Origin of the sequence: Olivibacter sp. EAT-5 (genome assembly GCF_044784325.1) — a bacterium.
In the GTDB taxonomy this organism is placed as follows: domain Bacteria; phylum Bacteroidota; class Bacteroidia; order Sphingobacteriales; family Sphingobacteriaceae; genus Olivibacter; species Olivibacter oleidegradans.
This window is the reverse complement of sequence record NZ_CP173028.1, coordinates 4,024,543-4,045,520: the sequence shown is the minus strand read 5'-3', so window position 1 is coordinate 4,045,520 and position 20,978 is coordinate 4,024,543. Positions and strand designations below refer to the sequence as shown.

The 20,978-nt window shown below is 40.6% G+C and carries 21 protein-coding genes; 7 read left to right on the top strand and 14 right to left on the bottom strand.

Annotated elements, in window-relative coordinates:
• Positions 1-37: 37 nt before the first annotated feature.
• The 10 genes from ACH11B_RS16670 to ACH11B_RS16625 form a co-directional block, all read right to left on the bottom strand.
• Positions 38-1,471 carry a Glu/Leu/Phe/Val dehydrogenase gene (locus tag ACH11B_RS16670; RefSeq protein ID WP_130857341.1) on the bottom strand — a complete coding sequence of 478 codons (1,434 nt, stop codon included), beginning with the start codon at positions 1,469-1,471 and terminating at the stop codon, positions 38-40.
• 49 nt (positions 1,472-1,520) lie between these two features.
• Positions 1,521-1,745: a CcmD family protein gene (locus ACH11B_RS16665; RefSeq protein WP_013666248.1), complete on the bottom strand. Its 225-nt coding sequence runs from the start codon at positions 1,743-1,745 to the stop codon at positions 1,521-1,523.
• 167 nt (positions 1,746-1,912) lie between these two features.
• Positions 1,913-2,566, bottom strand: a complete 654-nt coding sequence (gene ccsA, locus ACH11B_RS16660) for a cytochrome c biogenesis protein (protein ID WP_013666247.1) — start codon at positions 2,564-2,566, stop codon at positions 1,913-1,915.
• A 32-nt stretch (positions 2,567-2,598) separates the two neighbouring features.
• A complete protein-coding gene (locus ACH11B_RS16655) occupies positions 2,599-3,258 on the bottom strand; it encodes a heme exporter protein CcmB (RefSeq protein ID WP_013666246.1) in 660 nt (219 codons plus the stop codon).
• 79 nt (positions 3,259-3,337) lie between these two features.
• Positions 3,338-3,715: a hypothetical protein gene (locus ACH11B_RS16650; protein WP_130857339.1), complete on the bottom strand. Its 378-nt coding sequence runs from the start codon at positions 3,713-3,715 to the stop codon at positions 3,338-3,340.
• Positions 3,716-3,772: 57 nt separating this feature from the next.
• Complete coding sequence (locus tag ACH11B_RS16645) at positions 3,773-4,909, bottom strand: sugar phosphate isomerase/epimerase family protein (protein WP_377609371.1); 1,137 nt, start codon at positions 4,907-4,909, stop codon at positions 3,773-3,775.
• A gap of 144 nt (positions 4,910-5,053) precedes the next feature.
• The gene (gene ispE / locus ACH11B_RS16640; protein ID WP_130857337.1) at positions 5,054-5,878 is read right to left on the bottom strand and encodes a 4-(cytidine 5'-diphospho)-2-C-methyl-D-erythritol kinase; all 825 of its coding nucleotides are present in this window, start codon (positions 5,876-5,878) and stop codon (positions 5,054-5,056) included.
• Positions 5,879-6,063: 185 nt separating this feature from the next.
• Positions 6,064-7,008, bottom strand: a complete 945-nt coding sequence (locus ACH11B_RS16635; RefSeq protein WP_130857336.1) for a gliding motility-associated C-terminal domain-containing protein — start codon at positions 7,006-7,008, stop codon at positions 6,064-6,066.
• Between the two features lie 29 nt (positions 7,009-7,037).
• Positions 7,038-7,826 carry a hypothetical protein gene (locus ACH11B_RS16630; protein ID WP_377609373.1) on the bottom strand — a complete coding sequence of 263 codons (789 nt, stop codon included), beginning with the start codon at positions 7,824-7,826 and terminating at the stop codon, positions 7,038-7,040.
• A 33-nt stretch (positions 7,827-7,859) separates the two neighbouring features.
• Positions 7,860-9,464 (bottom strand): hypothetical protein, encoded by a 1,605-nt coding sequence (locus ACH11B_RS16625; RefSeq protein WP_130857334.1) that lies wholly within the window; start codon positions 9,462-9,464, stop codon positions 7,860-7,862.
• Between the two features lie 377 nt (positions 9,465-9,841).
• Here ACH11B_RS16625 and ACH11B_RS16620 point away from each other — a divergent pair, with 377 nt between their 5' ends.
• From ACH11B_RS16620 to ACH11B_RS16590, 7 genes are all read left to right on the top strand, one after another.
• On the top strand, positions 9,842-10,663 hold the full coding sequence (locus ACH11B_RS16620; protein ID WP_013666239.1) for a thymidylate synthase: 822 nt from the start codon (positions 9,842-9,844) through the stop codon (positions 10,661-10,663).
• A gap of 11 nt (positions 10,664-10,674) precedes the next feature.
• On the top strand, positions 10,675-11,172 hold the full coding sequence (locus ACH11B_RS16615) for a dihydrofolate reductase (RefSeq protein WP_130857333.1): 498 nt from the start codon (positions 10,675-10,677) through the stop codon (positions 11,170-11,172).
• A gap of 289 nt (positions 11,173-11,461) precedes the next feature.
• On the top strand, positions 11,462-14,497 hold the full coding sequence (gene secDF / locus ACH11B_RS16610) for a protein translocase subunit SecDF (protein ID WP_377609375.1): 3,036 nt from the start codon (positions 11,462-11,464) through the stop codon (positions 14,495-14,497).
• A gap of 153 nt (positions 14,498-14,650) precedes the next feature.
• Complete coding sequence (locus ACH11B_RS16605) at positions 14,651-15,088, top strand: MarR family winged helix-turn-helix transcriptional regulator (protein ID WP_013666236.1); 438 nt, start codon at positions 14,651-14,653, stop codon at positions 15,086-15,088.
• Positions 15,089-15,106: 18 nt separating this feature from the next.
• Positions 15,107-16,111, top strand: coding sequence for an NAD(P)/FAD-dependent oxidoreductase (locus ACH11B_RS16600; protein ID WP_149105640.1), 1,005 nt, complete (start codon positions 15,107-15,109; stop codon positions 16,109-16,111).
• A gap of 130 nt (positions 16,112-16,241) precedes the next feature.
• A complete protein-coding gene (locus ACH11B_RS16595; protein WP_130857330.1) occupies positions 16,242-16,562 on the top strand; it encodes a 2Fe-2S iron-sulfur cluster-binding protein in 321 nt (106 codons plus the stop codon).
• A 77-nt stretch (positions 16,563-16,639) separates the two neighbouring features.
• Positions 16,640-17,500, top strand: coding sequence for a hydroxymethylglutaryl-CoA lyase (locus ACH11B_RS16590; RefSeq protein WP_377609378.1), 861 nt, complete (start codon positions 16,640-16,642; stop codon positions 17,498-17,500).
• Between the two features lie 67 nt (positions 17,501-17,567).
• Here ACH11B_RS16590 and rplT read toward each other — a convergent pair whose 3' ends face one another.
• From rplT to thrS, 4 genes are all read right to left on the bottom strand, one after another.
• Positions 17,568-17,912 (bottom strand): 50S ribosomal protein L20, encoded by a 345-nt coding sequence (gene rplT / locus ACH11B_RS16585; RefSeq protein WP_130857328.1) that lies wholly within the window; start codon positions 17,910-17,912, stop codon positions 17,568-17,570.
• 102 nt (positions 17,913-18,014) lie between these two features.
• Positions 18,015-18,215 carry a 50S ribosomal protein L35 gene (gene rpmI / locus ACH11B_RS16580; RefSeq protein ID WP_013666231.1) on the bottom strand — a complete coding sequence of 67 codons (201 nt, stop codon included), beginning with the start codon at positions 18,213-18,215 and terminating at the stop codon, positions 18,015-18,017.
• 83 nt (positions 18,216-18,298) lie between these two features.
• Positions 18,299-18,868: a translation initiation factor IF-3 gene (gene infC, locus ACH11B_RS16575; RefSeq protein WP_013666230.1), complete on the bottom strand. Its 570-nt coding sequence runs from the start codon at positions 18,866-18,868 to the stop codon at positions 18,299-18,301.
• A gap of 14 nt (positions 18,869-18,882) precedes the next feature.
• Entirely contained in the window at positions 18,883-20,808 is a 1,926-nt protein-coding gene (gene thrS, locus ACH11B_RS16570; RefSeq protein WP_130857327.1) for a threonine--tRNA ligase, read from the bottom strand.
• Between the last annotated feature and the right edge of the window lie 170 nt (positions 20,809-20,978).

The following is a 20,978-nucleotide window of genomic DNA, read 5'->3' as shown; positions in this document are numbered from 1 at the left end:
TATCCGATAGCTTTTTTTACTTTTTAATTTTTACTTTCTACGGCCAAATTCCCATATTAAGGTACGAGGTAGCGATTTTATCAATCGAACTTACAAAAGCAGCTGTCCGTAAAGTATCAATTTTATTGTTCGCATTTCGTATTCTTCTTATTTCATGGTATGACCGGATCATGGTATCTTCAAGACCTGAGTTTACCAACTCCAGCTCAGATGCACCTTTTACAATCACACTTCGTTGATCCGCTGTTAGTGTAACGCCTGTAACAGCCTCTACCATATTTACAATATTTCTATTAGCGGTTTCTTCATAACGTTTATCCATACGTCCAAAAGCAACATGCGAAAGGTTCTTCAACCATTCAAAGTAGGAAACGGTCACTCCCCCTGCATTGCAGTACATATCGGGAATAATAATGCCACCGTTTTTTGTAAATATTTCTTCCGCTTTAGGCGTGGTAGGGCCATTAGCCCCTTCAGCAATTATTTTTGCTTTAATTTTGCCGATGTTATCTTCGGTAATCTGCTTTTCTAAAGCAGCCGGCACTAATATGTCACAAGCTTGTTCAAGACCTTCGCTTGGATTAGCAAACTCCTTCTTCGCTTTTTTGTAGCCCAAAACTGTACCAGTATTCCTTCTATGCTCTAATATGGCGTCAACGTCCAATCCATCTTCATTATACAAGGCACCGTCGTACTCACATATTCCAACAATAATAGCACCGTACTCCTCCAACACCTTCGCTGTGTTATATCCTACATTACCAAGTCCCTGCACAATAACTCGTTTACCGGCTATGCCCGGCGTTAAACCCAGCGCCTTCATATCCTCCGCTACATCCACACATTCCCGAATCGCAATGGCAACACCTCTACCGGTTGCCGCTTTTCTACCGTCAATACCGCTCAGGGAAAGAGGTTTACCGGTAACACTTCCCAGTGCGTCCAGCTGCCCGGGATTCATGGTTAAATAAGTATCGGCAATCCAGCTCATTTCACGTTCGCCGGTACCATAATCCGGTGCCGGTACATCAATAGCAGGTCCGATAAAATTCTTCTTTACTAATTCTACCGTGTATCGCCTGGTGATTGTTTCTAACTCGGGTACCGAATAGTCTCTCGGATTGATGCAAATTCCCCCTTTCGCTCCTCCAAAAGGCACGTTAACAATTGCGCATTTATAAGTCATTAACGCCGCGAGCGCCATCACTTCATCTTCGTTCACCATATCACTGTAACGAATCCCTCCTTTGGTAGGAGATTTATGATGAGAATGTTCTACGCGCCAGGCATCAATAACTTCCAATTTACCATTCGCTCTACGGATCGGAAAGCGGAAACGATAAACACTGTTACAGGCTTTAATCTGATCCAACAAGCCTCTATCATGGTTGGTAAATTGAGCGGCATGATCAAAGAATTCGCAAACATCGTTAAAGAAACTAAACTCTCCCTGTGACTTACTTGTAGCCATAATGTAATAATTAATAATTGGTTTCTCCCTTAAGAAGCACCTAAACGTGCTAGCCTATTTTATTTTTCTTATTTTCCAATCGGCTAATTTTACGATCAATCGTGAAGAGATATATAATAAATCCGAAAAATATCACACAAACCACCGCAACCACTACATAAATCTTGCCCGAGCTCCGCATAACATCAGCCATCTCTACGTCGTTTGACGACTGTGCAAAACTATGAAAAAAGGATGTCAACCCTAATAGAAACAAAAGAATTAGCTTCTTCATATCTTTTAATACAAATTATTATTTTATTTTAAATAAAAATATCAAAATCCTATATTCCGTATACTTTTAAACGCTTTTTACCGGCGTCCATAAAACATAAAAAACCTTCTCGTCGAGCACAATACATCAGAATTTTGTCATGTTTCATCAAGAAAAGCTCATTTGTATTACGCCTCGTGTTCAATTAAACGGTAACGATACCTTAACGAGGTAATCCATAGACCAATAAGCATCCAGCCCAAAACAGCGGGGTAGAAAACCGCACGCATCGTACCATCCATATCTAAATTACTAAAGGCGGGGTTCCCCCCATTCCCCGGATGTAATGAATCGGTAAGACGTGGAAGGATAAAAAGCAACACGATCATAACAGGAAAGGCGAAAATATTGTAAATCGCCGAAATCTTTGCGCGCTTCTGTTCCTCATCTAATGCATTTCTCAACACCAGGTAGGCCAGGTACATTAAGGTCGCTATTGCGCTTCCATTTAATTTTGGATCATTCGGCCAGGGTTCGCCCCAAGTAACATTTGCCCAAAACATACCGGTGATCAAGCCAAATCCGCAAAACACAATTCCCACATTCACGCTTTCAACGGCTAACAGGTCATGCTTAACCTTTCCGGATGAGAGGTATTTAATACTGTAGATAACCGAGATGAGATAGAGTAATATCATCGCAAACCACATTGGAATATGAAAATAAGTATTACGGATCGTTTCGTGGAGAATGGGCAGCTTAGGCACCGGAATCAAAAAACCAGCAACAACCGAGTAAAATACAAGTACTGCTCCTAAAATTTTCCACCAATAAGCCTTCATGTTGAATATATATATTTGAATACAAGCGTTGTTTAGTCTTTCCAAATGTAAGGAAATAACAATAAAGATACCGTAATGACGATTAAGTTTATAGCCAATAGCACCCCAATCTCATCATAGCTGACACTTCTTTCCAAGCCATCCATGGCATTTTTCGACAATTTAATCAACACAATAATAACGGGAATTAAAACAGGAAAACTAAGAATAGCCATCAACGTACCGTTACTTCCTGCTTTTGCGCTTATACCCGAAACCATGGTAAGCGTGGTACCGAAACTGATACTTCCGATCAAAATCGTAATGAAATAAAGGGTGGGATCTCCTATTTCATTTTTAAATATGGTACTATAAGAAAAAAATGCTACCGCTGCTAGCAGTAGCATTAATAGCATATTATAAATGATTTTTGATAAAATCACCGCTTGAGCACTTACCAAAGTATAATAGTAGAGGTGCCTTCCTTTGCTTTCTTGGGTAAAACTTTTAGCTATAGCATTGATAGCTGTAAAAAGTAATATGATCCAAAAAAGTGCATTCCAGATAACCGGATGAACTGATTTAAACGCCTGATAACAAACAAATACAGTCGAAACCACATAAAGCAGGATACCATTTAGTGCGTATTTAGATCGCCATTCTAATCTGATTTCCTTTTGCAGAAGTACATTTACTTGCCTGAATAGATTCATTTCGGGCAAAGATACTATTTAGTTGTCAGTTATTAGTTGTTAGCGAATCTTAAAAAGCTCATCGCTCAACTCACAACTATTATGCTTTATCCACTTTCGACCGAGCTTCGTGACTCAATCCCTCGGCATATTTTAAGCCCTTCTTTGTTAATTTCTTCGCCTCTTCTTTATACTTATCAGCTTTCTCCATCGCATCATGTCGAGCGTCGTCCGCCATTGTTAATACTCGTTGATATTCTTCCTTTGCGCGATTTGCCAGGTGGGAAGCCCGATGCAAACCTTCTTCAGCCTGGGCTTTCAATGTTTTACTTAATCCATTTACGCCATCTACGGCCTTGTTTAGCGTTTTACGACCTTCCGTTGTCCCAAACAAATAGTAAACTGCCGCTCCGGCAGCTAATCCTGCTAATGCAAAAGCAACGAACTTAGCTGTTTTGCTTCCTTTTTTTTCTTTCATTTCTTCTTTCATAGTCATATCCCAACAACAACTTGATAAAAAAAAAGTTTGAAGTGCCTACAAATCGTTTATTGTTTTAACCGGTATATCCTTTTGAGCAGTTGGTTCATGTAAAGGCTCCCCGCTTTGAAACTGGTATCCTTTATTACCTAAGTTCCATAACATGGGACTCAGGAAACGGATAGCCGCTTCGTATCCCTGTATGGTGGCAGCGAGATTACCGGTATCTTTGGAATTCTTTGCTTCATTTTCAATTTCGAAAGGTCCCTCGAAGCCCTTTTCGCGTAATATATCAACAAATGCCCGCCAATCCATATGGTCTGTACCGCCAAAACCTGGAAGCATCGCTTCGTAATGATGGCGATCCCAATCACTTACCGGCTGTGATACTCCCGCTCTGGTTGCCAAAGAAGCCTCCACCTGGTGCATAGGATACATGCCGCCCCATTCGATCCGCCCTTTCGTTAAGAGGTTTCTAGTTGTCTTTACATGTATTCTGTGAATACGCGTAATATCGCTCGCTGCAATAACATCAACCGGGTCGGTATGTTGCCAAATATCATGAGAAGGGTCGTAAATTTCGCCGTGCGCTTTACTCGGGATTAAGGTATACATTAATTTACGAGCCGCTAATACCCCCGGTAAATTATTGTAAGTGGAGGTATAGGCTGCCGAACGCCATCCTTCCATCGGGCAATTTTCATATAAAATTGTTACACCTAGGCTTTCTGCATAACGAACAATTGGTTCAAAAACGCGTTTATATTCGTCAAGATTTTTTTGGAAACCATTTTCCTGCACTCCTAATTCATGGTTATAGCCAACAAATGTTCCCACTTTAACATTGTTGGCATTTCCACCTAGTAAATAGGCTATCCGGATCAACTTTAATAGGTGATTCTGGTTCTTTACCCGCTCTGTAGGATCGCCGCCAATCATATTTTCAAAAGCACCCAGTGAAAGTTGTAGACCTGCCGCATTGAATTTATCGATGAGATTCTTTGCTGCGTCTAAATCAAAGGTCTCGTATTCAAGGTGCGTGGCTGTGTGGTCCTTTCGAGTGCCATCTTTTCTGAATACGCATAGGTCGATTCCCTGTGCACCAACGGTCACTGCTTTTTCAATGAGTTCATCTATACCGAGCTTGTCAAAAGCAGAGCTCATCAACCATATCGGGTTATTTAAATTGTTCATCTTGATATATTATTAAAATTAAATATTTTATACAAATTGTCGCTAGTCGGCTGGCGATCGATTTTATTTTGTGAAAAGTGAACCTGTTAGTAGTGATTTTCCAACCCAACAAAACACGACTCAACAACTTAACTACTTCACGACTCAACTACTCCTCCGCTCACCACCATCCATCCAATACACTTCACACCAAGCTTTCAATTCCTTTAGATCAAGCTCCTCTCTAAAAAGACCATAAACAGTGGAACCCGATCCGCTCATGGCAGCGTATATCGCGCCTCTTTCGTATAGCATGGATTTTATCCCTCTTATTTCCGGGTATCGATGAAAGATTCCCGTTTCAAAATCATTGAAAAGGTGCTCTTTCCATTGTTCGACTGGCAATGTAATTCGTTCACGAAGGTTTTTACTTTCCCTTGAGGAGCGTACACTTCCATAGGCTTCTCCTGTAGAAACATGAATAGGAGGCTTAACCAAAACAAGTTTGTATGCTGATAAATCAATTGATATTTCGGTAAACACATCGCCAATCCCAGTCGCAAAAACAGGCTTATTTCTGATAAAAAAGCTACAATCGGCACCCAATGCGCTGGCATAGGACTCCATCTGTTCGATACTTAAATTCAGTCGAAAATACCGGGACAGCAATTTAATCAAGAAAGCGGCATCCGCTGAGCCTCCCCCTAAACCAGCTCCAATGGGTATTTGTTTGTGTAAATAGATACAAACAGGTTCTAAATCAAAATCCACAGCAAGTGCCCTATAGGCACGAATACAAAGATTATCCTCATCGTTATTAGGTATACCGATACCCGAAACCTCCAATTTCAATGAGGAGGAAGGCACTATTTCTAGAATATCAAATAGTTTAACAGGATAAAAAACAGTTTCCAAATTGTGGTAGCCATCAGGTCTTCTGTCCAGCACCTGCAAACCTATATTTATCTTGGCATTTGCAAATGTAATCATGCCACAGAATTAACAATAAAAAAGGGGGATTGCAAATTTTATTAGCTGTAGGCCATAGGCTATAAGCAGTAGGCTATAAGCTTTAAGCTCGCATAGGCCCCAACCATTACCACATTGGCTAATTATAACATTGGCTAATTAATTTACCGTCAACTATTCAACGACTTAACTACCTAACAAATACACTAAAAAAAACGTCGTTGTTTAATAAGGGTAACATAGCCCTTAAAGGTTTCCATTTTACCGGTTTCCATTTTGATGCGGAGGACATAATAATAGGTACCTTCATTCAGCGTTCCACCATTCCAGGTATTACGGTAATTTTTCATTTGATAAACTTCGGCACCCCAGCGGTTAAAAATAAAAAGCTCATTTTCTTCGAAGAGCTCCAAACCGGTAATTTCGAACACATCATTCAGACCGTCTCCATTTGGAGAGAAAGCGTTCGGTATACGAAGTGCCACCACATTAGTTGAAGCAGTAGCTGCATTATTACCGATATCGGGATCCGGTTGTGTGGCCTCCACTTCCGCATAATTTTCCACCGTCCCTTCCCGTTTCGTTTGCGTACGGATACGAAGTTCTGCACTTTTCCCTGAGGATAAACTATCCGGTTTCCAGGTTAGTTCGTGCGTCGAAGGCGAATAGGAAACAGCTCCGCTGTAAGGACCAAGGATTTCATTAAATTCCAGTGAAGGAGGCAGTATATCCCGCACGCTTAGATCCGTCGCTGTATGCGGCCCCTTATTAACAATCACCAATTGATAATCAATGGTAGATCCTAATAAAGCAACGGAACGAGATGCCGATTTAGCGATCTGCATATCGACCTGTTTATCCGGTCCATGGGGTTCAATAATCACTTCCACAGCATCGGATATTTCCGACTCACAACCACCATTAAGTGCAATAACCGTATAAATACCCGCTTCCTGAACGACTAATTTTTCCTCATAAAATCCATTGATCGGCTCATTGTCCTTAAACCAAAGAAAGCTTAGAGCGCCTTCGGCATGTGCATGGAGCGTTACCGACCCACCTTGCACCAAGTGCGCGGTAGGCCGGCTTTGCCCATGACTGTTAAAGGCTAGGTCGACAAATAACAGCAATATGAGAAATGCTTTCTTCATGCAAAAAAGTACCTTATTAAGATCCCCAACTAATCCACTGTAATAGTCGGTTTACCTGGTTTCGGAGTTACCGTAACTACAGCCGGTGTGTTAGAATTGGCAGCCCCCCCCCCCTTAATAGTGATTCCACTTGCTGATTGACTTGGATAGGCTACCGTAGCCGAGAAAGAATATTCGCCAACTCCAGTGGCGTTCATGGTAAAGGTATTTGTTAAGGACAGTCCCCCTGTATTATTAGTTTGGGCGGTGCCTATACTACTAATAGGAGTGACGGCAATGCCGTCTTTGGTGGCGCTCCAATTATAAGCTAATAATACATCAGTAGGTAACACGTGACTCTCTTGGGTGGTTGTCGAGGCTGTAATGACTGATTCTGCTGTGGTACCCGAAGCTTCAGCACAATATGAAGAAATTAAAGGTGTTAAATCTAGAATCAAATCAGGTAATCTATAAATTTCGACTTCATCAGAAAGATCACCACTACAGTTTGCAGGGTTAGCAGATAGCACGTATGCCTTATAAAAGTGCGATCCCAAAGTCGTAATATCACTTGCTGCACTCAAAGTCAAAGCAACATCGGTCAGTGAAGACGTGTAAGTCAATTCAACAGGGCCAGCTCCAATAGGATTATCGGCTCCATCAAATTCCTGCCATATGACACGGTCGCCCGCCACCAACGTATGGCCACCGACGTAGTTCAACGTTGCAGACGCTGTGCTACAGATATAAATGTTAACGTCTGCAATAGATAATAATGGTAATCCACAGATAAGGCCTACGATGACGCTTAACTTTGCAAAAAAATTCGCTTTTTTCATAACTCTATTTATTTAATTTTATTTGATGTTTATTTAGTTTGCTGTTATATGTGGTGGTGATGGTTTAGGGTGTATTTCAACAGAGAAACTTATTTCTGAACTTACACATCCGTTAGCGCTTTTTACTTTCAGTATACCCGAATACGTTCCAATAGCTGCGCTTCCAGGAATGCTCAAATTGATACTATTGGGTGTCAGCATTTGATTAACCACATTGATAAAATCTGTCGGCGAATCAGTCCAAGTGATACTATAACTTGTTGGACTATTAGTGGTGGTAGTATAGGCTATAGACACACTAGTCTCGCCTTGACACATGCTGGCTAGGGGAGATAATGTAATGCTTGGCAAGGAATTAGCTACTACGGCAACCTTTACCCGCTCTGATTCTGCAGGACAAGCACTATTCCAGGCGGCAGCTACATAAAAAAAGGCTGTATCGCCTTCTGCAACCGTTATTGGAGGCGTAATATACGGACTACCTTCTTGTAATAATGTACCATCATTTACTTGGTTATACCACCTTAAAACACTACCTGAGCTTGTTGGCGCAGCAGTTAAAGTCGCTGTCTGCCCATAACATACAGCCTGCGCCTGCGGATAAGCAATCGGTACAGTTGGTTTTGCAGGAGTGCGTTGGATTTCATGAATCCGAAAATCTGTAAGTAAAGATACGCCGGTTGCAACAGCGATTTCAATTCTATCGAAAACAGGAGTTGACGATAAAGACACTGTATATCGCTGTCCGGAACGAAGCAACCCCAAAAGATCTAGCGACAACAGACTACCAATCGTTCCTGTATTGACAAGTGTGTTTCCGCTATATAGATTAATTGTTACATTGTTAAAAAGACTCAATTGTAAAAGGGAGGATGGAAGAGAGAATGTGATGGTCGCGGCATCCCCTGGGTTTGATAAATTCGAAAAGTAGGCAGTTTGTGTAATTGTATAACCCAGCCCCAAGAGCCCTCCAGTCAATGAAGAATATGTTGTTAAGTTGTTGTCAACTGCGTTAAGTGGGTTGCTTACCCCTCCCCCTAAAGAAATTCCAGTACCTCCTACTGAAACACCCAAAACATCAGCGCAACGTTTATTAACAGGTTCATAAAACGCATAGTAAATATCTGCGGTGCTGGACCCAAGAAGTGCAGGTGCGCTCAAGGTAACGCGAACAGCGTTAAACGATATATTTCCAGTAACCGCCAAATAAGTCGTTCCGTCAATAGCAGTAAAAGAATTTGATGATGACGCAACTTCATTTCCATCAGTGTTTGCTGTACTTCCACTGTAAGTTTTAAGAGTAACACTTCCTCCTAATAATGAGCTCGCTACGTTAAGTTTAATATAAATAGTCGTGTTCCCTGCAAACGTCCTATCAAAAATCAATTGTTGCCAAGCTCCACCAGAAGCAAGTACTGCTGACGAAGCCGACAATCGTGTGAAATTTGACAAGTTACTTGCATCAATCGAAAATGTAGGATTTGTGACGGATCCGCTTCCAACCGTTCCAGTAGTTCCATTCCTTTGAGCATCCGCATACACCCTTTGCCCATACCCCTCCCCTCTTACTCCAAATAACAAGAGTAAACACAAAGCAAGTGCTTTAAAAATCGAGGAACGGAAAAGGATTGAGTACATGTGGGCTATAGGCGTTTGTTTAAGTTGAAAATTCTAAAAATCGGTTTAAGTTTCTTTAAGGCAATGTCTCCTACGTGTGACAAAAGACGTAAAAAGACTTTTCACTTAGGTCGTTCAGTTTGTGCAGGATTTGTGATTTAGTTGAATAGTTGAGTAGGGAAATAGTTAAATAGGGAAATAGTGGCAGTGACAGCAGCAGGGGCACACTGAGCGGAGTTCTAGGCAGTGGGTTAGGGAGGCAAGCTTAAAGCTTATTCCTTATAGCCTAAAGCCTTAAGCAACAATGGCACACTGGCCGATTGCTGAAAGCTGACAGCCAATAGCTAATTGAAACAAAAAATCCCTATCTTTACCGCCATAACATTTCATATAAAACAATGCAGCAATATCTCGATTTAATGCGCCATGTATATGAGCATGGTGTCGATAAACAGGACCGTACCGGAACGGGAACACGAAGTGTATTTGGTTATCAAATGCGTTTCAATCTGCAAGAAGGCTTTCCTTTGGTTACCACCAAAAAACTTCATCTTCGGTCCATTATTCATGAGCTGATTTGGTTTTTGAAAGGCGAGACTAATATTTCCTATTTGAAAGAAAATAAAGTGAGCATCTGGGATGAATGGGCAGATGAAAATGGCAACCTCGGCCCGGTGTACGGCTCACAATGGCGCTCTTGGCCTACTCCTGACGGCAAGCATATTGATCAAATTGCGCAAGTTATTCATCAACTGAAAAATAACCCCGATTCGCGTCGAATCATTGTTTCAGCCTGGAATGTTGCAGAAATTGAAAAAATGGCATTGCCTCCTTGCCATGCATTTTTTCAATTCTATGTTGCTCCACCTAATAAGGAAAAGGGTCAAACCAAAGCACAGTTATCCTGTCAGCTTTATCAACGCAGCGCAGATATATTTTTGGGCGTACCTTTTAATATCGCCTCCTATGCCTTATTGACTATGATGGTAGCACAAGTTTGTGATATGGAAGCGGCCGACTTTATACATACTTTAGGTGACGCACACCTTTATAGTAACCACCTTGAGCAAGCAACACTACAATTAACCCGTACCCCTAAAAGTCTACCCAAGTTGAAGATTAATCCTGAGATAAAAAGTATCTTTGACTTTAGGTATGAAGATTTTACATTAGTAGATTATGACCCCCATCCGCATATTAAGGCAGAAGTGGCGGTTTAACCAATTGAACCATGATTACATCCATTATTGTTGCAGCATCAAAAAATAACGCAATCGGAAAAAATAATGAGCTTCTTTGGCACATGCCCGCTGATTTAAAGTTTTTCCGTAAAACTACGTCGGGCCATACCGTCATCATGGGAAGAAAAACCTTCGAATCTGTCGGGGAAGCCCTTCCCAAGCGCCGTAATATTGTTATCACTCGTCAAGCAAACTTCCAGGCTGACAATATCGAAGTAGTAAACTCACTTGAAGAAGCCTTGGCTGCATGCGAACATGAAAAGGAAGAGATATTCATCGTAGGTGGAGCTCAAATATATGAGCAGGCGATGTCGCTAACCGATAGGATTTACCTTACTCGGATTAATCACGATTTTCAAGACGCGGACACTTTTTTTCCTGAAATAAATGATGAAGAATGGCAATTGGAGGAAGTCGAACATCATGAAAGTGATGAAAAGAATCCGTACGATTACAGTTTTTATCTATATTCTAAAGTCAAAAACTAGTTTTAGCCCTCTTTCAAGAAGAGATTACCGCCCTTTTTCTCTAACTCCTAATAGCTAAATGCTAAGAGTTAAGCAGCAAACAATTTTCTCGCAATAAACCCTTTGTTTATTTAAAAATTTCATAGCTTTGCCGTTCTTAAGAAAACTTAGATAAATTGCCTTATTATATGCAAAAAAGAATAGCATATTAAAAAGGTGTTTACCGGTCTTTCATCAGTCAATGAGGATCAGGGTTAACAGATGGGAATGTATACAACAATTATTACATAAATTACAACACTAAACAAAGATGCAAGGTAAAGGCCTAATTAACTTTTTTGTAATACTGATATCGATTGCGTGCCTGTATTCACTTTCATTTACTTTTGTAACCCGCAAGGTTGAGCGCGACGCAGTTGCTTATGCAAAAGGTGACCCCGTAAAGGAACGGGCTTATTTAGATTCAATGGCTACCGTAGATGTATATAACCTCGGTTTTGCCAAGTTCTCTTACCAATACTGCAAAGAGCGTGAATTGGCATTGGGATTGGATTTAAAGGGCGGGATGAATGTTACAATGGAAATCTCTCTGAAGGAATTGATCAGTAATTTAGCGGACAATCCAAAAGACGAGAATTTTAAAAAGGCTTTGGACAACGCCGAAGCTCGGAGCAAAGACAGTCAAAAAGACTTTGTCAGCTTATTTGGAGAAGAGTTTAAAAAGTTAAATCCAAATGGAAAATTAGCTACTTTTTTTGCTAATAAAGACAATGCCGTTAATAACATCACCTCCAATTCAAGTGACGGCGATATCTTGGCTTTCTTGCAAAAAGAGTCCGGTAGCGCAATTGACCGTTCTTTTAATATTTTACGTACACGTATTGATAAGTTTGGGGTTACTTCTCCTAATATTCAAAGGCAGCAAGGCACGAATAGAATTTTAATCGAGCTCCCCGGTGTAAGCGATGAAGATCGCGTACGTAAACTTTTACAAGGATCTGCGAAATTGGAATTCTGGGAAACTTATGACAACTCCGAAATTTTCCCATTATTAGAGAACATTAACCGAACATTGGCGTCAACATTAAAAGCAGACACTAAGTCTAATTCTTCGGTGACTGCGGCTGACACAAGTGCGAAGGATACTACAGGGGGTCGTTTGGCTTCATTAGGCGGCAATAAGGCAGCAGGAAGCGATTCGACCAAAAAAGACAGCAGTACAGTAGCTTTAGAGCAAGCGAAAAACCAAAACCCTTTATTCGCTGTATTGAGTCCAAATATCGGCCAGGGCCCACAAGGGCAACAAATGTTGGGTCAAGGACCTGTAATTGGCTATGTGTTACAGAAAGACACCGCTTTGGTTAATTCTTATTTTAATAGTGCTGAAATAAAAGCGATTATACCAGGTAATGTAAAATTATTGTGGAGTGTGAAACCCGTTTCTAAAGAAACGAAGATGTTTCAGCTTTTTGCAGTGAAACCAACGGGGCTGAATGCCGGTCCGGTACTTACCGGAAACGTGATTGCAGATGCACGCGCCGATGTTGACCAGCGCACCAATAATCCGCAAGTAGAAATGGTGATGAACAGCGAGGGCGCTCGTGAGTGGAGAAAAATCAGTGCAGCAGCAGCCGCAGCAAATCCAAAAAAAGCAATCGCGATTGTATTAGACAATACAGTTTATTCGGCACCTACCGTACAGGATGAAATTCCTAATGGTGTTTCTTCCATTACCGGAAACTTCACCTTCGAAGACACACAGGACTTAGCCAATGTTTTGAAAGCAGGACGTTTACCGGCCCCAGCTAAAATCGTGGAAGAAGCTATTGTTGGCCCTACCTTAGGACAAGCGGCAATTGATGCTGGTATCAATTCGTCTGTTATCGGCTTAGTAGTAGTACTTATCTTTATGATTTTCTATTACAACCGCGCTGGCTTAGTTGCTAACATTGCCGTAATCTTCAACGTATTTTTCATCATGGGAATCCTTGCCTCGTTGGGGGCAGTACTAACGCTTCCCGGTATCGCAGGTATCGTATTGACTATGGGAACTGCCGTAGACGCGAACGTTCTTATCTACGAGCGTATCCGTGAAGAGTACGCATTAGGTAAGGGCGTTAGACAGGCAATTTCCGATGGTTATAAACACGCAATGCCTTCTATCTTAGACTCACAGATAACTACTTTCCTAGTCGGTCTTATTCTATATATCTTTGGAACCGGTCCAATCTTAGGCTTTGCGACCACTTTATTGATCGGTATTATCACTTCTTTATTTACAGCCATCTTCATTACGCGTATCATTTTCGAATGGATGATCAAGAAGGATATGAAAATTTCCGTTTCTTATCCATGGAGTGATCACACATTGAAAAACGTTAACTTCGGCTTTATAAAGAACCGCAAGAAATTCTATGCAATTTCAATTGCTTTAACAATTATCAGCTTAATTTCAATTTTCACTAAAGGCTTTAGTTTAGGTGTTGATTTCTCCGGTGGACGGACTTATACCGTTAAATACGAGAAGGCGGTAAACTTAGAAGAAGTTCGTGATCATGTAAACGGTACCTTCAATGTAACAAGCGAGGTAAAAACATTCGGTGGTGATAATCAATTACGCGTAACAACACCTTACCTGATTGACCAGACAGATGATGCCGCCGATAAGCAGGTTTTAGATAAGTTGAACGAAGGACTTGCAAAAGTGCAGAATAACCCTTACCAAATTGTGAGTTCGCAAAAGGTCGGTCCTACAATAGCGAATGACATTAAGGTATCCGCTATTTATTCGGTGATTTTCTCAATTATCGTAATTGCGCTATACATTCTTATTCGATTCCGCAAGTGGCAATACAGTATAGCTGCCGCCATTTCGCTTGCTCATGATGCGATTATCCTTTTGGGAATCTTTTCGCTCTTTGATGGTATTCTTCCATTTTCGTTGGACTTGGATCAACACTTTATTGCTGCTGTTCTAACGGTGCTCGCTTATTCTATCAACGACACGGTAGTCGTGTTCGACCGTATCCGTGAATACTTACGTGAACATCGTGCCAAAAACGAGCCGATCTCTCATGTAGTAAATACGGCGATTAATAAAACGCTTAGCCGCACCATCATTACTTCTTTAACGGTAATATTTGTTTTGGCAGTGCTATTTGTGTTCGGCGGTGAAGTAATTCGCGGTTTCTCCTTTGCTATCTTGATTGGTATTATTTTTGGAACTTATTCGTCTATCTTTATAGCATCTCCGGTCTTTGCCGATTTGCAGGGAGACGGTGAAGAAAAAAACACAAAAGAAATCGCTTCGACAGAGCGAGGAAACTTAAAGCCAGCGAAAGCATAAGCCAGCTGTATTATAAAAAAAAGGGAGGTGTTTTTATTAAACACCTCCTTTTTTTTTGCTACCATCCCTACCTCCCTCACTCCTACGTCATTTTCGATTTTTTACTTTTTAATTTTAATTTAACACAATATATTTGTCACACTAAATATTGTTATGCAAAAAGAACCATACAACATGTATTCATTTTTACTCGATCGTACAGCGCGCCGGGTAAAGCAATATGCACAGGCAACGTTCAGCAATAAAGGCTTCGATATAACTTTAGATCAATGGATGGTTTTAAAAAATCTCTATGAATATGCAGATCTGACACAGAAAGAATTAGCAGAACGTTGTGGTAAAGATCAACCCACTTTGACCCGCATCGTTGATCTCTTAGCAAAGAAGGAACTGGCAGAACGTAAAGTTCATCCAAATGACAGAAGAAGTTTTATCGTGCATCTAACAGATAAAGGGATTTCGAAAGTGGAAGAATTATCGCCGCAAATTAAAGAAATACGAACTAAAGCATGGGAAAACCTTAACGAAGATGATTTTCGACAGCTAGAGCGGATATTAAATAGCATTTATAATAACTTAGAGCTCAAGTAGCCCTTAAAATTAACAGATATGATTACTACAGATATATGTATAATAGGTGCAGGACCTGTTGGTTTGTTTGCCGTTTTTGAGGCAGGTTTATTGAAAATGCGTTGCCACCTGATAGATGCCTTACCTCAGGTTGGTGGACAGCTGGCTGAAATTTATCCACATAAACCCATTTACGACATTCCCGGTTATCCCGCCATCAATGCGCAAGAGCTTATCGATAAACAGATGGAGCAAATCGCTCCTTTTCATCCAAGTTTTACTTTGGGAGAACGTGTGGAAGCACTTGAAAAACAACACGATGGCTCCTATATGGTCAAAGGCAATGAGGGGACCAACATCCATGCGCAAGTGGTAGTAATTGCGGGAGGGTTGGGTTCTTTTGAACCGCGTAAACCTGAAATAGAAGGTTTGGCCGACTTTGAAGGCAAAGGCATCTATTATATGATTAAAAATCCGGAGCAATTTAGAGATAGAAAGGTTGTTATTGCCGGCGGAGGTGATTCAGCTTTGGATTGGACTATATTTTTAAGTGAAATTGCAGAAAAAGTCACGCTCGTGCATCGGAGCGAAAGTTTTAGAGGTGCACCCGATTCAGCGGAAAAGGTTTTCAATCTTGCTAACAGTGGTAAGATCAACTTGTTATTATCACACAATTTAATTCGGGTAGAAGGAAGGGGCCACTTAACAAAAGTTGCCATGATTAACAAACAAAAGGAAGAGATTTCTTTAGAAACAGATGCACTTATACCACTTTTTGGTTTAAGTCCAAAATTAGGACCAATCGCTCAATGGGGCTTGGCAATCGATAGGTCGGCCATAGAAGTGAATACGACTGATTATTCTACCAGTATAGAACGCATATATGCTATTGGCGATATTAACACGTATCCGGGCAAACTAAAACTGATCCTATGCGGTTATCATGAAGCTGCTTTAATGGCGCAAAGTGCTTTCAAATACGTGTACCCTGATCAAAAGTTGAGCTTTAAATATACGACGGTCAACGGTATTCACGCATTTTAGTTTTGGTTAATGGGTTAACTCAAATAGTACCACAGCAAAAAAAACAAAGCGAATAACAACAACTAATAACTAATAACTAATAACTAATAACCAATAGGGAATAACAAACAACTAAAACAAACAATTAACAATGATTCATATAACTGTAGAAGATAGAACTGGTTCGGTGGAAACTATAGAAATTCCCGAGGATATTAATTTGAGCCTAATGGAAGTGCTAAAGGCCTCAGAATACAATATACTAGCCACCTGTGGAGGTATGGCATTGTGTGCTACCTGCCACGTAGAAGTATTGTCCGGAATGGAACAACTTCATGAAGCATCTGATGATGAATTGAATATGTTGGATACACTTCCTGATGCTGATGAAAACAGTAGACTAGCCTGCCAAATTCGATTAAATGAGCAATTGGATGGCCTTCACATAAAAATCAAGGGGTCGTTGGACTAAGAATCCATTGAAATAAGTCCCAAAAACTTCACCTCGACATATGTTTAGTATTTTTGTATAACTAAACGAGCTAAATTATGGTCAAAATCACCGAATGTCCACGGGACGCGATGCAAGGAATTAAAGAATTTATCCCAACACTCCATAAAGTCGCCTATTTAAATCTATTGTTAAAAGTAGGGTTTGACCGCCTGGATTTCGGTAGCTTTGTCTCTCCAAAAGCAATACCTCAACTACAGGACACCGCGGCCGTTTTATCACAATTAAACCTTTCAGATAGCAGCACTAAATTACTCGCCATTGTTGCGAATGTTAGAGGAGCCAAGGAAGCCAGTGCCTTTTCTCAGATAAGCTTTCTTGGCTTTCCATTTTCTGTTTCTGAAACTTTTCAGCAACGCAACACCAACACGAGTATTCAACAGTCTCTCGCAAATGTGGAAGAGATAATAACGATCTGTAAAGAGTTTGGCAAAGAACCATTGATTTACTTATCAATGGCATTCGGCAATCCATACGGTGATCCTTGGTCTCCCGAAATCGTTACTATTTATGCAGAGTTATTAGTAAAAAAGGGAGTCAAACATTTGATGCTTGCCGATACTATTGGTGTGTCCACTCCGGAAAGTATTCACATGCTTTATCAAAATCTAAATAAGCATTTTCCTCATATTGATCTGGGAGTTCACTTACATAGCACGCCACAAACTATGTTAGCGAAAATACAGGCTGCTTATAATAGTGGATGCCAACGTTTTGATACGGCTATAGGAGGTTATGGTGGATGTCCGATGGCAAGTGACAAATTGACAGGAAATATTGCAACGGAGGTATTGTTATCCTTTTTACAAGAGCGAAATATCAACAGCCAGGTTGATCAAACAGCACTTTTAAAAGCTCAACACTATAGCAGTCAAATCTTTCACGGTCGTAGTAATTGAAATAATAAATCAATAAAAAAGGAGGTCAAGACCTCCTTTTAACTAATAGATTGTGATAAGTTAATATTTATTTAACTGCATCAACTACTGCTTTGAAAGCATCAGGATTGTTTAACGCTAAATCCGCTAAAACCTTACGATTTAAACCGATATTCTTAGCACTTAACTTACCTATCAACTGAGAATAAGAAATCCCATGTTGACGAGCACCTGCATTGATACGTTGAATCCATAATGCTCTAAATTCTCTTTTTTTGGTTTTACGGTCGCGATAAGCATATTGCAAACCTTTTTCTACCGTATTTTTAGCAATGGTATACACCTTGCTACGTGATCCATAATAGCCTTTTGCTAATTTAAGGATCTTCTTTCTTCTTCTTCTCGAAGCTACTGCGTTAACCGAACGTGGCATAATAAATAAATTTAGTTTGGTATAAGGCGCTATGTTTTCTTAAGTATTCAGTCAATAGACTTACAACCCAATACCCGGTTAAAAATTTTGTTAAAATAATTACTATTTACCGATCCCAAGCATACGTTTTACATTGCCTAAATCTGCATCTGATACTAAACCGGAACGTGTTAAATTACGTTTACGTTTAGTGCTCATCTTGGTTAAGATATGGCTTTTGTATGCATGTTTTCTCTTAATCTTACCGGTTCCAGTCAGGCTAAAACGTTTCTTAGCGCTGGAATTGGTTTTCACTTTTGGCATAATCTTATCTGTTATTATCTATCTATTAGTCTCTTGTTAATAGGTCTCCCGGCGCAAAGCCCGGCGACTCTCTACCCTTGGGGTTATTTTGTTTTCGGATTTTTTGGGGCAACAGTGATAAACATCCGCTTTCCCTCTAGTTTAGGCAGTAATTCCACTTTGCCAATTTCCTCCAAAGCCTGTGCAAATTTCAGCAAAAGAATTTCACCACGGTCCTTATATACAATAGCTCTACCTTTAAAATGTACGTAAGCGCGTACCTTTTCTCCAGCTTCCAAGAACTTAATGGCATGCTTAAGTTTGAACTCGAAATCGTGCTCATTCGTATTCGGGCCGAAACGGATTTCTTTAATGACCGTCTGTTTAGCATTGGCCTTAATTTCCTTCAGCTTCTTCTTTTGTTCGTAAACAAATTTACTATAATCGACAACCTTACATACAGGAGGATTTGCATTTGGGGAAATCTCCACCAAATCAAGCTCCAACTCGTCTGCTATGGCTAAAGCCTGTTTAATCGGGTAAACCCCTTGCTCCACATTTTCGCCAACTAAGCGTACTTCCGCAGCTCTAATGTGCTGATTAATTCTATGGTCGGGTTCTTTCTTTTTAAAAGGAGGACGCGGCCCCCTCATTCCTGGTTTTCCTAATGACAAATTTTTTCCTTAATTTAAACTGTTATTTCTTCAATTAATTGCTTACTAAAGGCTTCTATAGTCATGCTACCAAGATCGCCTTCGCCATGTTTTCGAACAGAAATCGTGCCATTTTCAACCTCTTTTTCGCCTACGATGAGCATGTAAGGTATTTTCTTGACTTCCGCATCCCGTATCTTTCTGCCTACTTTTTCGTCTCGCAAATCAATCAACCCGCGAATATCGGTATTATTTAACGATTCCAAAAGTTTTTTTGCATATTCTTCATATTTTTCAGAAACAGGCAATATGATAAACTGTTCCGGGGTAAGCCATAGCGGAAACTCACCGGCGCAATGCTCGATTAAAACGGCGACAAAACGTTCTAGCGAGCCAAAGGGTGCGCGATGAATCATTACCGGCCGATGTTTCTGATTATCACTGCCTGTGTATTCTAACTCGAACCGTTCCGGCAAATTATAATCGACCTGGATTGTACCAAGTTGCCATTTACGCCCCAATGCGTCTTTGACCATAAAATCCAATTTCGGGCCGTAAAAGGCCGCTTCCCCTAACTCGGTCACGGTTTTAAGCCCTTTCTCTTCAGCAGCTTCTACGATAGCCGCTTCAGCAAGTAGCCAATTTTCTTCACTGCCAATGTATTTTCCCTTATTTTCAGGATCTCTTAGTGATATCTGTGCGGTATAATCATCAAAGCCTAAAGCTTTGAATACATAAAGGACAAGATCAATAACTTTTTTGAATTCGTCTTTTACTTGATCCGGACGACAAAACAGGTGCGCATCATCCTGCGTAAAACCTCTTACACGAGTTAACCCATGTAATTCTCCACTCTGCTCATAACGATATACGGTACCAAATTCAGCAAAACGTACCGGAAGATCTTTGTATGATCGGGGTTTTGTTTTGTAAATCTCGCAATGGTGCGGACAGTTCATGGGTTTCAGTAGAAACTCCTCTCCTTCTTGCGGTGTACGAATCGGCTGAAAAGAATCTGCTCCATACTTTTCGTAGTGGCCAGAGGTAACATACAGGTTTTTATGACCAATGTGCGGTGTTACAACCGGTTCATATCCTGCCTTCATTTGTGCACGTTGCAGAAAGTCAACCAGTTTCTGGCGCAATGCGGCTCCCTTGGGAAGCCACAGAGGTAAGCCCATGCCTACTCTTTCTGAGAACGCGAACAATTCCAATTCTTTGCCCAATTTCCGGTGGTCCCTTTTCTTAGCTTCTTCAATCATATGAAGATAATCGGCTAATTCGCTTGCCTTAGGGAAAGTAACGCCGTAAATCCTAGTTAACTGTTTTCTGCTTTCATCACCACGCCAATAGGCTCCTGCCACATTGGTTAGTTTGATGGCTTTTATAAAACCTGTATTTGGGATGTGTGGCCCTCTACAGAGGTCTGTAAAATTGCCCTGGGTATAAAAGGTTATGGATCCGTCCGCTAAATCCTTTATCAAATCCAACTTATATTCATCGCCTTTTTCGGTAAAATACGCTAGCGCATCTGATTTGGATACTTGCTGCCGCACGTAATCAGATTTCGTACGTGCCAATTCCAACATCTTATCCTCAATTTTTTTAAAATCGTCCGAAGAAAAAGGCCGATCACCAAAATCGACATCGTAATAAAAGCCGGTTTCGATAGCTGGTCCAATACCAAATTTAGTCCCGGGATATAGCGCCTCCAACGCTTCTGCCATTAAGTGGGCAGAAGAATGCCAAAATGTCGATTTGCCGTCTTTGTCATTCCAAGTCAGCAATCTTACAGATGCATCTTTTTCAATAGGTCTGGTCGCATCCCATACCTGTCCGTCAACTTCGGCAGCTAAAACGTTACGGGCTAAGCCCTCAGAAATTGATTGGGCAATTTGCAAAGAAGTGATTCCCCTCTCGTACTCGCGAATGGAACCATCAGGAAGTGTGATTTTAATCATCTACAACTATGATTTTAATGTTCTAAAAAATATTGTTTTCTAAATCACCTACAATGTGATTTTTGTGACGACAAAGATATTAAAAAGTAAAAATTAAAAAGTAAAAAGTCAAAATTAAAAAGTAAAAAGTCAAAAGTCAAAAGAGCGAGTTGGTTCATTCTTGTGATTTC